The organism is Pseudomonas graminis, assembly GCF_013201545.1.
GTDB lineage: Bacteria > Pseudomonadota > Gammaproteobacteria > Pseudomonadales > Pseudomonadaceae > Aquipseudomonas.
In genome coordinates this window covers 2,443,759-2,457,617 of record NZ_CP053746.1, presented here as the reverse complement: position 1 = coordinate 2,457,617, position 13,859 = coordinate 2,443,759, and the positions used below count along the sequence as shown (strand labels likewise).

Sequence of the window (13,859 nt, the reverse complement as noted above, 5' to 3'; positions counted from 1 at the left end):
GTTGCCGCAACTGCATTTACAAATTGCGGTAATTCTTAAACGCTTGGCCTGTAAATGGGGGCCACTCAGCTAATTTCAAGCCTGCTCGTCAATAGACGGCGAAACAGGCGATGGCGCCTTGCTGACCACGACCATGGCCGGGCGAAGCAAACGGCCATTGAGCTGATAACCCTTCTGGAAAACCTTGAGCACGCTGTTCGGCTCCACGTCAGCGCTTTCCTGCATCGCCATTGCCTGATGGTGCTCGGCGTTGAATGGCTGGCCGTGTGGATCAATGGCTTCCAGGTGGTAGCGCTTGAGCGTGTCGTAGAACATCTTCAGCGTTAGCTCGATGCCTTCACGCATGGGCCGGATGCTCTCGTCATCCGGGTTGGACAAATCCAGGCCACGCTCAAGGCTGTCAACGATCGGCAGCAGATCGCTGGCGAATTTTTCGAGCGCAAACTTATGCGCCTTCTCTACATCCTGTTCAGCACGGCGGCGGACGTTCTGCAGATCCGCAGCTACACGCAGAGACTGGTCCTGCGCCGCCTTCAGCTGTTCTTCAAGCACTTGCACGCGGGTTGCCAGATCATCTTGAGAAGTCGCCGTGTCAGCAGCCTGATCCTGGGCCTGCATGTCCGGGTTCTGTTCGTCAGCCATAAATTCTCTCCTTCTAATTACATCCGTGAGCTCAACTCACGCCTCTGCCCGGCTATATGGGGTCGTAATTTCCGTGTTCAAGGGGCCTGGGTGCAGGATCGGCCGAATAACCCTACAAATGTGCTGACATGAGATAGGCGGCCATGCGCGCTGGCGAAATTCAGGATTGATGCTAAAAAATTGCCATGACCTATCAAATCGAGCTAAGGCCGGGCATTGTCAGCCCAAAGCAAAACACTGTATAAATAACCAGACAAATTGTTTGGGAGCCGCTCTGATGCTGGTCCACCTGTCCATACATAATTACGCCATCGTTGAACATCTCGATCTCGAACTTGATCGCGGCATGAGTGTGATCACCGGGGAAACCGGGGCCGGCAAGTCGATCATGCTCGACGCGCTAGGGCTAACGCTCGGCGATCGCGCCGACAGTGGTGTTGTAAGGCCAGGTGCCGACAAGGCAGACATACTGGCGACCTTCGACGTGTCGGATATCCCAGAAGCAAGCGCCTGGCTGAAGGAGCGCGATCTCGAAACCGACGGCCCCTGCATTCTGCGTCGCGTCATTACTGCCGAAGGCCGCTCACGCGCCTATATCAATGGGACACCATGCCCCCAAGGCGACCTGAAAGCGCTTGGCGAACTGGTCATCGACATTCACAGCCAGCACGAGCATCAATCGCTGCTAAAGACCGACACCCATCGGCGACTGCTGGACGAATATGCGGGCGCCACCGACCTCGCACGCCAAGTGCAACTGGCTTCCCAGCGGTGGCGGCAAACCCGTCAGGAGCTAGAGCGTCTTTCCAACTCTGGCGACGAGCAGCGTGCTAAGCATCAGTTGCTGAGCTACCAGCTTGAAGAGCTAGAGAGCCTGAGTCTCGGCGAAAACGAGCTCGAGCGGCTGGAGCAGGAACACACCACGCTGACCAATGCCGAGAGTCTGTTGGGCATCTGCCGGCAAGTGGTCGAACTGTGCAGTGAAAGCGATTCCGGCAATGCGCTGAACGCCCTTACCGCCAGCCTCAACCGACTGAGCAGCGTGAACAACACCCCCGACGCGCTGAATGAAGCGACCAATCTGCTCTCCAGTGCGCAGATCCAGGTTGAAGAAGCCGTCGGCGAGATCAATCGCTTCCTTGATCGCTTCGAAGCCGACCCTGCCCGCCTGCAGCAGATCGAAGAACGCCTCGACACTATTTACACGCTGGCACGCAAACACCGCGTGCAGCCAACCGAAGTTGCAGCGCTGCATCAGAAGTTGCTCGACGAGATCGAAACCCTTAACGCCAACGATGAAGCGATCGAGAGACTGGAACACGAGGTAGGCTCTTACGCGCGGCACTATCAAGAGAAGGCGCGCGAGCTGAGCGACCTGCGTCACCGTGCTGCGCCGGAACTGGCCCACAAGGTCGAGCACGAAATTCAGCGGCTCGGCATGCCGGGCGGCCGTTTCAATATCGAGCTGCGCGAGAACGTAGACAGAGAGCTGTCACCCAACGGGCTGGAGCAGGTTGAACTGCTGGTCAGCGCCAACCCGGGCCAGCCACTCAAAGCGCTGGCGAAGGTGGCGTCGGGCGGTGAGCTGTCGCGGATCAGTCTGGCGATTCAGGTGATCACCGCACAGACATCCCGGGTTCCGACGCTGGTGTTTGACGAAGTTGACGTCGGTATCGGTGGCCCTACGGCTGAAATCGTAGGTCAGCTGCTGCGCCGCCTTGGCGAACGCGGCCAGGTCATGACCGTCACTCACTTGCCCCAAGTCGCAGCTCAAGGGCATCAACACCTGCTTGTGCACAAGGTCCGGGACGCGGACGTCACGCGCACTGCGGTTTCCAAGCTCAGCAAGAATGAACGGGTGGAAGAGGTGGCGCGAATGCTGGGAGGGATAGACCTGACCAAGGAGTCGCTCGCGCACGCCAAGAAGATGGTGGTCACCTCCAAGTCGTGATGACCGTCACGGCCTGGCCCGGCCCACACCGATCCCAGCCGCCGATAACGGAGTGCAGAAACAACAAAGGCGACCCGAAGGCCGCCTTTGTCGTACTTCACAAGAGGCTTACACCTTTTGCTTGCGTACGTAGAGCACCAGATTGTGATCCACCAGCTCGAAGCCGTGCTTGCTCACAATGGCTTTTTGCAGTTTTTCGATCTCTTCGTCGAAGAACTCGATGACCTCACCGGATTCCACGTTGACCATATGGTCGTGGTGGCCTCCGTCAGCCAGTTCAAATACCGCGTGGCCGCCGTCGAAGTTGTGGCGAACCACCAATCCGGCTGCTTCGAACTGAGTCAGAACTCGGTAAACCGTTGCCAGACCGACGTCTTCGTTGGCCTCCATCAGCGCCTTGTAGACGTCCTCTGCGCTCATGTGGCGCTGCTGCGCAGAATCGAGCATTTGAAGGATCTTGACCCGCGGCAGGGTCACTTTTAGTCCGGCTTTGCGTAGTTCGCTATTTTCAACCATGGTCAGCTTTCTCGCAGACGCTGCTTCGCAGCTTCTCTTAATGCAGGTATGATCGGGGTTTACGTTGTCCCAGCCAAGATAGTGGAAGTCGCCCACCGATGCAAAACACCAAGCTCTTGCTAACCAGTTTCACCTTTGTGGGACTGCTCGCACTCGCCGGTTGTTCATTCCCCGGGGTTTATAAAATCGACATCCAACAGGGCAATGTCGTCACGCAGGACATGATAGACCAGTTACGCCCGGGAATGACCCGTCGGCAAGTAAGGTTTATCATGGGCAACCCCTTGTTGACCGACACTTTCCACCCTGAACGCTGGGACTATCTGTACAGCCTGCAGCCTGGTGGTGGAGAACGCCAGCAGGAGCGCGTGAGCCTTATCTTCAATGGCAACGACCAATTGGCGAGTCTGTCAGGTGACTTCAAGCCGGGTGTCAGCCGCGACGAAGCCATTCTCGGCAAGGGCAGCGATACAACTGTCACCCCCGAAAACCAAGGGACAGAGCCGCCGAAGGAAGAGCCACCGAAGCCTGGCTCGTTGCTTGAGCAGATTCAGAACGACGTCGACAAAGTCGAAACCGTGCCCATTCCTTCCCAGGAACCATTGGATACGAATCCGCGTTGAGCCACCGTTTCCTTGTGGAATCAGCCGCATAAAAAAGCCCGGACATCCCGGGCTTTTTTACGTCTCTCAATCGAGCCGATGAGAACATTAAATCGATTTTTGCGCCTTTCTTGAAGCCGCAGCTTTTAAAGCACGCAGACGGCGTATCTCTTTCGGATCGGCCAGCAACGGGCGATAAATCTCAACCCTGTCACCGGCCTCCAATTCGTGCTGCTCCGGCCCATCGATAAGCCTGCCGAAAATGCCCAAGGGGCAGTGTGCGAGATCCAGCTCAGGAAAGCGCTCGGCCATGCCCGACGCGATGGCTGCGGCACGTACCGACGTTCCGAGGGGCACGTCCAGTGCAAGCAGTGCCTGACGGTCGACGGCGGCATAGACCACCTCGACCCTAATCATCGGCTCAGCCATGCAGCTCTTTGGCTCGCTGGCAGAACGCGTCAACCAACGTGTTGGCGGCCTGATTGAACAGCGGCCCCAAGGTCGCGCGTACGATCGAGCCGCTATAGTCGAACGACAAGTCCAGGCTGATCTTGCAGGCCTTTTCATTCAGGGCCTTGAAAGTCCAGACACCATGAAGCTGGCTGAAGGGCCCCTCCTCCAAATTCATCTCGATGGTTTGCCCGGGCGTCAGCGTATTACGCGTGACGAAGTGCTGGCTCAAACCGCCTTTGGCGATCTCGACACGGGCACGCATTGAGGTATCACTCTGCTCCAGCACACTGGCGCCGGAACACCAGGGCAGGAACTCGGAGTAGCGACTCACGTCATTGACCAGGTCGTACAGCGCCTGGGCGGGATATGGCAAAAGGGCGGAACGTTGAATATGCGTAGTCATGTCAGCGTCATTTCCAAAGCTGAGCGGCAAAGACAATCACGATGCCGATCGGCGCCACATAGCGCATCAAAAAGAACGTTAAAGCGAACAGAACCGGGCTGCGTACCGACAATTCGTCACGCACCGCGCCGCGTCCCATCACCCAACCTGCGAATACCACAAAACACAAACCACCCAGCGGCAGCATGATCCGCGAGGTGAAGAAATCGATCACGCCGAAGAAATCCAGTCCCGACGATGCTCCCCACTGATAGAGATGGAAGCCGGCGCCTTCGTTCACGAAGAATTTGGCCTGCTTCCAGATGTTGAACGAGAACACCGTCCCCAACCCGACGAACCAGCAGATAAACGATAGCCAGAAAGTCACCCAGCCGCGGCGAACCTCTGTGCGCTCGACCAAGTACGCGACCATGGGTTCGAGCAAGGAAATGGCCGAGCTCCAGGCCGCGACGGCGACCAGAATAAAGAACACCACGCCCATGACGGTACCGAACGCGACGTTACCAAATGCGTAGGGCAGCGTAACGAACATCAGGCCCGGCCCTTCGCTTGGGTTTAGGCCGGCTGCGAACACAATCGGAAACAGTGCGAGGCCCGCCAGCAGTGACACGAACGTGTCGAGCAATGCCACGCCCACGACGGTTGCGCTGATCGAGGCCTCTTTGGTCATGTAGGCGCCATAGATCATGATCGAACCGACGCCCACACTGAGTGAGAAGAACGCGTGGCCCATGGCAGGGAGCAGGCCATCCAGCAGCTTTTCGGGCGTGAAGTCGAACATGAAATGCACGCCTTCCATGAAATGCCCGGTGGTCAGGCTGTAGCCCAGCAAAATCACGATGAGCACGAATAACAAAGGCATCAGGATACGCAAGCTGCGCTCGAGGCCGGCGTTGACGCCCTTGGCAATGGTGATCGCCGACAGCAGCATGAACAGCGTGTGCCAGCCCACCAGACGCCATGGATCGGCGATCATCTCGCCGAAATAGGCACCGACGCCGTCAGGCGTCACGCCTTTGAAATCGCCTTTGCCGACATCAATGATGTACTCGAGCGACCAGCCGCCGACGACGCTATAGAAAGAGAGGATCAACAACGCGGTGACCATGCCGGCAAACGCGCCCCAGGACCACTTTGATGAATGCCCGGCGGCGATTGCCAGCGAACGCAGCGCGTTGGCCGGACTCTGCCGTGCACGGCGACCGATGAGCGTCTCGGCAATCATCACCGGAATCCCGATCAGGGCGATGCACGCCAGAAACACCAGCACGAACGCACCACCGCCGTAGACGCCGACCATGTAAGGGAATTTCCAGATGCTGCCCAACCCCACGGCAGAGCCGGTGGCAGCCAGGATGAACACCCAGCGACTGGCCCAACTCCCGTGAACCGAAACCTTGTCCGTCGACATCGTTGACACGTCCAACACGCAAAAAAGATCGCGCATTGTCCGGGATTCACTCCACGTGCTCAAGCACGCAGCTTCAGCACGCGAGCCCATAGCCGAGACGCCCGTTGATCCCTATAATGCGTCGCCTATGGCTAAGCTCAAGAAACATCCCACAGGGACCATCGCGCAAAATAAAAAGGCGCGTCACGATTACTTCATCGAACACAAGTTCGAGGCCGGTCTGGTCCTGGCTGGCTGGGAAGTAAAAAGCCTGCGTGCCAACAAGGTGCAGCTGGTTGACAGTTACGTGTTGCTCAAAGACGGTGAGGCCTGGCTGATGGGTAGCCATATCTCGCCACTGACGACAGCCAGTACCCACGTCATCGCTGACCCGACACGCACCCGTAAACTGTTGCTCAACAAGCGCGAGCTGGAAAAGCTGACGTCGTCTGTTCAGCAAAAAGGCTACGCCTGCGTGGCCCTTGCCCTTTACTGGAAGCAGCACTTGATCAAGTGCGAGATTGCTCTGGGCAAAGGCAAGAAGGAATACGACAAGCGCGACACCGAGCGCGAACGCGACTCCAATCGCGAGCTGCAACGCGCGGTGCGTAACAAGGGCAAGGAAGACTGATTCAGTCTTTCTTGTCGCTTCGAAAAGGAGCGCCTGTAGATGACGCACGGCCCGCAACCACTCCGGCGCCGTGCAACCTCTTCAAATCCGGTTCCGCCGTTCGGCCCGCGCAGTGCGCTGAACCTGCTGGCGCACTTCCTCCAGCACCTCCTGTACGTACAGCAAATGACGGCTCGACACCTCTCGGGCATCGTCCGCCCGCCCTTCGATAATCGCCATGTACAACTCACGATGCTGATCAATCAGCATGTCGCGGGTTTCTGCGCGCTGTTTGTACATGCCGCCGATATTAGTGACCACGCTGCGCCGCAGCAGATCGAACAAGCCACGAATCGTGTGCAGCAACACAGCGTTATGGCTGGCTTCGGCGATGGCGAGGTGGAAGCTGGCATCTGCAGCGCCCTCCTCCGCACGGCTCACTTCTTCCGCACGGCTGTAGCAATCCTGTAGCGCATCAAACGCTTCACGCAGCCGTAGCCGGTCGACATCCGTTGCACGTATGGCCGCGTAATAAGCGCAGGAGGCTTCCAGGGTGTGGCGGAATTCGAGCAGGTCGCGCTGGGCTTCCGGGCTGCTTTCCAACAGATGAAGCAGCGGATCGCTGAATGTGGAGCCGAGACTGTCGACGACGTAATTGCCGCCGCCCTGACGACTAACCAGCAGCCCTTTGGCCGTAAGCTTTTGAATAGCCTCACGCAGCGAGGGACGTGACACCCCAAACTGCTCGGCAAGCGCTCGCTCAGCTGGCAGACGACCGCCGGAGCTCAACGTGCCTTCCAGAATCATTCTTTCCAGCTGCTCGACAATCTCGTCGGACAGGCGGCGCTGGCGCACCTGATCAAAGCCCATAACCCTTCACTCCACAACCCGGCAGCCCCGTCTGACGTGATGCGGGGCGCATATTCTCGCCGATCGCGATCAGACATTCACCCGTCAGGTGTAGGAGAAATCTCCCTCTCAGGCGAAATGCGGGCGAGCTGCTACGAAAGTTTACGCGTCATAAATTGACACACCGTCAGCAAGGCTTCTAACCTAGCTCCAAGACATTGTAAATTGGTATTACCAATTTACAATGCCGGCGCCGGACGGCTACCACCGTACTGCGCCGCAGGCACTTCCCTACGGCGGAACGCTTGAGCTGGTGAGCTGTGCGACTCGTTCGTCAGCGCCGACAGGAAGACAGACAAGCAGTTGTCGCCTGCAGGAGCCGCGCACGTAAGACATGGACACCGGGCCTAACCAAAAACAATTAGGGGCCTCATACATGCAAACCTGGCAACAGCTCTACACACCTCTTGGCGGCTTGGGCCTTTCGGCGCTGGCGGCTGTCATTCCGATCGTTTTCTTCTTTCTGGCGCTGGCGATATTCCGGCTCAAGGGCCACATCGCAGGCGCGATCACCCTGCTGCTCGCCATTTTGATCGCGATCTTCGCGTTCCAGATGCCTGCCGACATGGCCGTCGCGTCCGCCGGCTATGGGTTCCTTTATGGCCTGTGGCCCATCGCGTGGATCATCATTGCGGCGGTGTTTCTCTACAAACTGACGGTCAAAAGCGGCCAGTTTGAAATCATCCGCAGCTCGGTCATGTCGATCACCGACGATCAACGCATTCAGGTCTTGCTGATCGGTTTCTGCTTCGGCGCGTTTCTGGAAGGGGCAGCGGGCTTCGGTGCGCCGGTGGCGATCACCGCCGCATTGCTGGTCGGGCTGGGACTGAACCCGCTGTATGCCGCCGGCCTTTGCCTGATCGCCAACACCGCACCGGTGGCGTTTGGCGCACTGGGAATCCCGATCATCGTGGCAGGCCAAGTGTCCGGCCTCGACCCGTTCAAGATCGGCGCCATGGCCGGTCGTCAATTGCCGCTATTGTCGGTATTCGTGCCGTTCTGGCTGATGTTCATGATGGACGGTGTGAGAGGCGTCAAAGAGACCTGGCCGGCAGCGCTGGTTGCAGGCGGCAGCTTCGCGGTCGTGCAGTTTCTAACCTCCAACTACATCGGTCCGGAACTGCCCGACATCACCTCCGCATTGGTCAGCCTTGTGGCCCTGACCTTCTTCCTGAAAGTCTGGCAGCCGGCGCGCTCAACCGACGCTCAAGTCGCCGGTGCGTCCGGCGGTACTGCGGTCATGGCCGGAGGCCCAGGCAATCCAGGTGGCTTTGGTCAGCCGCGCACCACCAAGAAATCGCCATACTCGGCAGGCACCATCATCAAAGCCTGGTCGCCCTTCCTGATTCTTACCGTTGTCGTGACGATCTGGACGCTGAAGCCGTTCAAGGCGCTGTTCGCTGCGGGCGGTCCGCTGCAGGCACTGACCATGAACTTCCCGGTGCCTCACTTGGATCAACTGGTCATGAAGATGGCGCCGATTGTCGCCAACCCGACGGCCATGCCAGCGGTGTACAAGTTCGACCTCCTCGCCGCCTCGGGCAGCGCGATTCTGATCTCGGCCATTCTGGCGATGATCGTGCTGCGCATTACCCCTAAAACAGGTGTGGTCACTTTCAAAGAAACGCTGATCGAACTGCGCTGGGCCATCGTCTCCATCGGCATGGTGCTGGCCTTCGCCTTCGTCATGAACTACTCCGGCATGTCCTCGACGCTGGCACTGGTCCTTGCGGGGACGGGTAGCGCGTTCCCGTTCTTCTCGCCGTTTCTCGGCTGGCTGGGCGTGTTCCTGACAGGCTCCGACACCTCGTCTAACGCGCTGTTCGGCTCGTTGCAGGCCACCACTGCGCATCAACTGGGCGTCAGTGACGTGCTGATGGTCGCGGCGAACTCCAGCGGCGGCGTGACCGGTAAGATGATTTCCCCGCAATCGATCGCGGTGGCCTGCGCGGCGACTGGCCTGGTGGGTAAAGAATCCGACCTGTTCCGCTTCACCCTCAAGCACAGCATTTTCTTTGCCACCATCGTTGGCTGCATCACCTACGCCCAGGCGTACTGGTTCACCGGCATGCTGGTTCATTAATCAGACGAGCGCCGGGCGTGTTTCATGCGCTCGGCTGCGGCCCCGCTCACTCATCTGCGAGATCCCATGATCATTTCTGCCTCCACCGACTACCGCGCCGCCGCCCAGCGCAAGCTCCCGCCGTTCCTGTTTCACTACGCCGACGGCGGCGCCTACGCCGAGCACACCCTGCGCCACAACGTCTCAGATCTGGCCAGCATCGCGCTGCGCCAGCGCATCCTGAAGAACATGTCCGAGCTGAGTCTGGAGACGACGCTGTTCGGTGAAACCCTGAGCATGCCGATGGCGCTGGCACCGGTTGGTCTCTGCGGCATGTATGCCCGCCGTGGCGAAGTCCAGGCCGCCCGCGCTGCAGATGCCAAAGGCATTCCGTTCACGCTGTCGACAGTTTCGTTGTGCCCGATTGAAGAAGTCGCCCCGGCGATCAAGCGACCCATGTGGTTTCAGCTGTATGTGCTGAAGGACCGCGGCTTCATGCGCAACGCGCTGGAGCGAGCCAAAGCCGCCGGCGTCAAAACACTGGTGTTCACCGTCGACATGCCTGTCCCGGGCGCTCGCTACCGTGATGCGCACTCCGGCATGAGCGGCAAAAGCGGGCCGATGCGCCGCGTCTTGCAAGCCATGACTCACCCGCAGTGGGCGTGGGACGTGGGCATCAACGGCCGGCCCCACGATTTGGGTAACGTGTCGGCCTATCGTGGCAATCCCACGGGGCTTACCGATTACATCGCCTGGCTGGGCAACAACTTCGACCCGTCGATTTCATGGAAAGACCTGGAATGGATTCGTGATTCCTGGGACGGTCCGATGATCATCAAAGGCATCCTCGATCCGGAAGACGCACGCGACGCCGTTAAATTCGGCGCCGACGGCATCGTCGTGTCCAATCACGGCGGCCGCCAGCTCGATGGTGTGTTGTCCAGCGCCCGTGCGCTGCCCGCCATTGCCGACGCAGTGAAAGGCGATCTGAAGATTCTCGCGGACTCCGGCATTCGCAGCGGTCTGGATGTGGTGCGCATGATTGCCCTCGGTGCCGACACCGTGCTGATCGGCCGTGCGTTCATCTACGCCTTGGCCACCCACGGCGAGGCCGGGGTGAAAAACCTGCTGGATCTGTTCGAGAAGGAAATGCGCGTCGCAATGGTCCTTACCGGCGCCAAGTCGATCAGCGAGATCACCCGTGATTCGCTGGTCCGCGAACTGGGCGCCTGACTCGCGCCGATTCCCCGCATGCGGCCCGACAGAGGCCGCAGCGCCACCGAGATGCCCCACGAGGAAAACAGCATGACTTTGCCCGCCGCGTTTCTGGCCGGTGTGAACAGCCTTATTCCTGCCGGTCGACGCTTCGACGACCCGCTCTCGACCCTGGCATTCGGCACCGACGCCAGCTTTTATCGGCTGGTCCCCAAACTGGTCATCCGCGTCGAATCCGAAGATGAAGTCGTGACGCTGCTCAAACTGGCGCAGGCCGATAAAGTCCCGGTGACCTTCCGCGCGGCGGGCACCAGCCTCTCGGGTCAGGCGATCAGCGACTCGGTGTTGATCGTGCTCGGCGACAACTGGAACGGCCGTGAAATACGCGAGCAAGGCGCGCAGATCCGTTTGCAACCCGGCGTCATCGGCGCACAGGCCAACGTCTGGCTGGCGCCATTCGGACGCAAGATCGGTCCGGACCCGGCGTCCATGCATGCGGCGAAAATCGGCGGCATCGTCGCCAACAATTCCAGCGGCATGTGCTGCGGCACGGCCCAGAACACCTACCACACCCTCGCTGGCATTCGGCTGGTGCTCGCCGACGGCGCCCGCCTGGACACCGAGGACGCCGCCAGCGTCGCTGCCTTTCGCGTAAGCCATGCCGATCTGCTGGAGCGCCTTGCGCAACTGGGTCGCGAGACCCGCGCAAACACCGAACTCGCTGCGAAGATTCGCCATAAGTACCGCCTGAAGAACACCTGCGGCCTGTCGCTGAACGCCTTGGTGGACTTCGACGAGCCCCTCGACATCCTCAGCCATCTGCTGGTGGGTTCGGAGGGCACGCTGGGTTTCATCAGCGCGGTGACATACGACACGGTGCCTGATCACCCAAGTAAAGCGACGGCGCTGATTGTCTTTCCCGACATCGAAACCTGCTGCAACGCTGTGACGGTTCTGAAAACCCAGCCGGTCGCTGCCGTCGAACTGCTTGATCGACGCAGCCTGCGCTCGGTGCAGAACAAGCCAGGCATGCCGGCATTTGTTCGTGAGCTGTCGGAGGGTGCCTGCGCACTGTTGATCGAAGCCCGCGCCGCGACCCGACCGTTGCTGCACGAACAACTGGCGCAGGTCATGGCGTCAATCGCGCACTTCCCGGTCGAGAAGCAAGTCGATTTCACCGAAGACGCGACCGAAAACGCCCGGCTCTGGGCCATTCGCAAGGACACCTTCCCTGCCGTCGGCGCGGTGCGTGAGACCGGTACGACGGTGATCATCGAGGACGTGACCTTCCCCGTCGAGCAACTGGCCATCGGCGTTCGGCGATTGATCGAGCTGTTCGAAAAGCACCGCTACGACGAGGCGATCCTGTTCGGCCACGCGCTGGAGGGCAACTTGCACTTTGTCTTCACTCAGGGCTTCAACGATCCGAAGGAGATCGCGCGCTATTCAGCCTTCATGGACGACGTCACGCACCTGGTGGCCGTGGAGTTCAATGGCTCACTGAAAGCCGAACACGGCACCGGCCGCAACATGGCGCCCTTCGTGGAGCTTGAGTGGGGCCGCGAGGCTTACGCGCTGATGTGGCAACTCAAACGGCTGCTCGACCCCGCTGGCATCCTCAATCCCGACGTCGTGCTCAGTGAAGATCCGCAGGTGCACCTCAAGCACCTGAAACCCATGCCAGCGGCCGATGCGATCATCGACAAATGCATCGAGTGCGGCTTTTGCGAGCCGGTGTGTCCGTCGAAAGGGCTGACCCTGAGCCCACGGCAACGCATCGTCATGTGGCGGGACATTCAGGCGAAGAAACGCGCAGGCACCGACACAACTCAGCTGGAGCGCGACTACCAATACCAGGGCATCGACACCTGCGCTGCCACCGGTTTGTGCGCGCAGCGTTGCCCGGTCGGCATCAATACCGGCGAGCTGGTGAAGAAGCTTCGCGGGCAGCAAGCGCATCATGACAAGGCCGCGAGCTGGATCGGTCAGCACTTTGCGACAGCCATGAAGGGCGCGCGATTTACGCTGCATGCGGCCAATGGCGCCCGCATGCTGCTTGGCGCACCGAGGCTTGCGAAGATATCCAGCGCGCTGAGCAAGGCGTCCTCAGGCCGCGTGCCGCAGTGGACGCCAGCCATGCCGCAGCCAGAACACGCTATTCGATTCTCCCCGCCGGTTGAAGATCAGCGCCCTCGCGTGGTTTATCTGGCGGCCTGCGTGTCCCGTGTCATGGGGCCTGCGGCAGGTGATCGCGAACAGATGTCGCTGATGGACAAGACCCAAAAGCTGCTGGAGAAAGCCGGTTATCAGGTGGTGTTTCCGGAAGACCAGGACAGCCTGTGCTGCGGCCAGCCTTTCGCCTCGAAGGGCTACGCCGAACAGGCGGAAGGCAAGCGTCAGCAACTGCTTGCCGCGTTGACCAAGGCCAGCCGCGGCGGGCTCGATCCGATTTACTGCGACACCAGTCCCTGCACATTGCGCCTGGTTCAAGACCTCAAGGAAACCCGACTCGACCTGTACGACCCAGTGCGTTTCATCCGCACCCATCTGCTGGACAAACTGGTGTTCACCCCGCAGCAGGCGCCCATCGCTGTTCACGTCACCTGCAGCACGCAACACCTGGGCGAGAGCCAGGCGCTGATCGACCTCGCACGGATGTGCAGCGTGAATGTGGTCATCCCCGAAGGTATTCATTGCTGCGGGTTCGCGGGGGATAAAGGGTTCATGACGCCCGAGCTGAATGCCCATGCGCTGCGCTCGTTGAAAGACGCTGTTCAATTCTGCGATGAAGGCATTTCGACCAGCCGGACGTGCGAGATCGGGCTCACGCAGCACGGCGGTATCGACTATCACGGTCTGGTCTATCTCGTGGACAGGGTGACTCAACCAAGAACCGCTTGATGCACACAAATGGGGCGTAGATGGCACCATTATCTCGAAACATCCGGCAACGTGGCTTTTTCACAGCATGATGAAAAAAAATAGAACCCCTGCGATGGTCGGCAGTCCATCTCTTTAAGCGCCACAACCCATTCGGCGCTTTTTTCCTCTATCTCGGGCACCGGCGGAATCAGTCGGCGATACCGAGTCAACAGGCTCAAGGAGA

General features: G+C 59.6%; 12 protein-coding genes. 6 read left to right on the top strand and 6 right to left on the bottom strand.

Annotated elements, in window-relative coordinates; translation table 11 throughout:
• Window positions 1-75: 75 nt before the first annotated feature.
• The gene (gene grpE, locus FX982_RS11105; protein ID WP_122535414.1) at window positions 76-642 is read right to left on the bottom strand and encodes a nucleotide exchange factor GrpE; all 567 of its coding nucleotides are present in this window, start codon (window positions 640-642) and stop codon (window positions 76-78) included.
• Window positions 643-919: 277 nt separating this feature from the next.
• Here grpE and recN point away from each other — a divergent pair, with 277 nt between their 5' ends.
• Window positions 920-2,593: a DNA repair protein RecN gene (recN, locus tag FX982_RS11100; protein WP_172610666.1), complete on the top strand. Its 1,674-nt coding sequence runs from the start codon at window positions 920-922 to the stop codon at window positions 2,591-2,593.
• Window positions 2,594-2,701: 108 nt separating this feature from the next.
• Here recN and fur read toward each other — a convergent pair whose 3' ends face one another.
• On the bottom strand, window positions 2,702-3,109 hold the full coding sequence (gene fur, locus FX982_RS11095; protein WP_065987616.1) for a ferric iron uptake transcriptional regulator: 408 nt from the start codon (window positions 3,107-3,109) through the stop codon (window positions 2,702-2,704).
• A 98-nt stretch (window positions 3,110-3,207) separates the two neighbouring features.
• On the opposite strand from fur, the gene FX982_RS11090 reads away from it, so the two are divergent.
• Window positions 3,208-3,732, top strand: coding sequence for an outer membrane protein assembly factor BamE (locus tag FX982_RS11090; protein ID WP_122535412.1), 525 nt, complete (start codon window positions 3,208-3,210; stop codon window positions 3,730-3,732).
• A gap of 87 nt (window positions 3,733-3,819) precedes the next feature.
• On the opposite strand, the gene FX982_RS11085 is transcribed toward FX982_RS11090, so the two are convergent.
• Genes FX982_RS11085 through FX982_RS11075 form a run of 3 tightly spaced genes read right to left on the bottom strand, consistent with a single transcriptional unit; the run spans window position 3,820 to window position 5,978 of the window.
• On the bottom strand, window positions 3,820-4,140 hold the full coding sequence (locus tag FX982_RS11085; RefSeq protein WP_172610665.1) for an RnfH family protein: 321 nt from the start codon (window positions 4,138-4,140) through the stop codon (window positions 3,820-3,822).
• Entirely contained in the window at window positions 4,133-4,567 is a 435-nt protein-coding gene (locus FX982_RS11080) for a type II toxin-antitoxin system RatA family toxin (protein ID WP_065987619.1), read from the bottom strand. The genes FX982_RS11085 and FX982_RS11080 overlap by 8 nt, the downstream gene beginning before the upstream one ends.
• A 7-nt stretch (window positions 4,568-4,574) precedes the next feature.
• Complete coding sequence (locus FX982_RS11075; protein WP_172610664.1) at window positions 4,575-5,978, bottom strand: sodium-dependent transporter; 1,404 nt, start codon at window positions 5,976-5,978, stop codon at window positions 4,575-4,577.
• A 127-nt stretch (window positions 5,979-6,105) separates the two neighbouring features.
• On the opposite strand from FX982_RS11075, the gene smpB reads away from it, so the two are divergent.
• Window positions 6,106-6,588: an SsrA-binding protein SmpB gene (gene smpB, locus FX982_RS11070; protein WP_065987620.1), complete on the top strand. Its 483-nt coding sequence runs from the start codon at window positions 6,106-6,108 to the stop codon at window positions 6,586-6,588.
• Window positions 6,589-6,669: 81 nt separating this feature from the next.
• Here the strand turns inward: smpB and FX982_RS11065 are convergent, their stop codons facing one another.
• A complete protein-coding gene (locus FX982_RS11065; protein WP_122535409.1) occupies window positions 6,670-7,437 on the bottom strand; it encodes a GntR family transcriptional regulator in 768 nt (255 codons plus the stop codon).
• Between the two features lie 415 nt (window positions 7,438-7,852).
• On the opposite strand from FX982_RS11065, the gene FX982_RS11060 reads away from it, so the two are divergent.
• The 3 genes from FX982_RS11060 (at window position 7,853) to FX982_RS11050 (ending at window position 13,654) form a co-directional block, all read left to right on the top strand.
• Entirely contained in the window at window positions 7,853-9,559 is a 1,707-nt protein-coding gene (locus FX982_RS11060) for a lactate permease LctP family transporter (RefSeq protein WP_172610663.1), read from the top strand.
• A 66-nt stretch (window positions 9,560-9,625) separates the two neighbouring features.
• On the top strand, window positions 9,626-10,771 hold the full coding sequence (gene lldD, locus FX982_RS11055) for an FMN-dependent L-lactate dehydrogenase LldD (RefSeq protein ID WP_122622782.1): 1,146 nt from the start codon (window positions 9,626-9,628) through the stop codon (window positions 10,769-10,771).
• 72 nt (window positions 10,772-10,843) lie between these two features.
• The gene (locus FX982_RS11050) at window positions 10,844-13,654 is read left to right on the top strand and encodes an FAD-binding and (Fe-S)-binding domain-containing protein (RefSeq protein WP_172610662.1); all 2,811 of its coding nucleotides are present in this window, start codon (window positions 10,844-10,846) and stop codon (window positions 13,652-13,654) included.
• Window positions 13,655-13,859 lie beyond the last annotated feature (205 nt).